Annotated in this window: 1 protein-coding gene; it reads right to left on the bottom strand. The window is 53.6% G+C overall.

Features of this window, described 5'->3' with window-relative positions:
* The coding region (gene tuf / locus N5C09_RS21330; RefSeq protein WP_069683771.1) for an elongation factor Tu at positions 1-1,091 on the bottom strand (1,091 nt) is incomplete at both ends.

The following is a 1,091-nucleotide window of genomic DNA, read 5'->3' as shown; positions in this document are numbered from 1 at the left end:
AGAACTTTAGCAACAACGCCCGCGCCAACGGTACGGCCGCCTTCACGGATTGCGAAACGCAGACCGTCGTCCATCGCGATTGGGTGGATCAGAGTCACAACCATCTTGATGTTGTCGCCTGGCATTACCATCTCTACGCCTTCTGGCAGTTCGATGGTACCGGTCACGTCAGTTGTACGGAAGTAGAACTGTGGACGGTAGCCTTTGAAGAACGGAGTATGACGGCCGCCTTCGTCTTTGGACAGAATGTACACTTCAGATTCGAACTTGGTGTGTGGCTTGATTGAGCCTGGCTTCGCCAGAACCTGACCACGTTCGATTTCTTCACGTTTGATACCACGCAGCAGAACACCAACGTTCTCACCAGCACGGCCTTCGTCCAGCAGTTTGCGGAACATTTCAACGCCAGTACAGGTAGACTTCGCAGTCTCTTTGATACCAACGATTTCAACTTCTTCACCCACTTTGATGATACCGCGCTCTACACGACCGGTAACAACGGTACCACGACCGGAGATGGAGAATACGTCTTCGATTGGCAGCAGGAATGGCTTGTCAATCGCACGCTCTGGTTCTGGGATGTAAGAATCCAGGAAGCCAGCCAGTTCGATGATTTTCGCTTCCCACTCTGCGTCGCCTTCCAGCGCTTTCAGCGCGGAACCACGAACGATTGGAGTGTCGTCGCCTGGGAAATCGTACTGAGACAGCAGTTCACGAACTTCCATCTCTACCAGTTCCAGCAGCTCTTCGTCATCAACCATGTCGCACTTGTTCAGGAACACGATGATGAAAGGAACGCCTACCTGACGACCCAGCAGGATGTGCTCACGGGTCTGAGGCATAGGGCCGTCAGTCGCAGCAACAACCAGGATCGCGCCGTCCATCTGCGCAGCACCGGTGATCATGTTTTTAACATAGTCGGCGTGGCCTGGGCAGTCTACGTGTGCGTAGTGGCGAGTCGGGGTGTCATACTCAACGTGAGAGGTGTTGATGGTGATACCACGAGCTTTTTCTTCTGGTGCGTTATCGATCTGGTCGAAAGCACGAGCAGCACCGCCGTAGGTTTTAGCCAGTACGGTAGTGATTGCAGC

Origin of the sequence: Enterobacter sp. GD03975 (genome assembly GCF_029838645.1) — a bacterium.
Classification (GTDB): domain Bacteria; phylum Pseudomonadota; class Gammaproteobacteria; order Enterobacterales; family Enterobacteriaceae; genus Enterobacter; species Enterobacter quasihormaechei.
The sequence above is the reverse complement of the archived record's forward strand: the minus strand, read 5'-3'. Positions and strand labels throughout refer to the sequence as shown.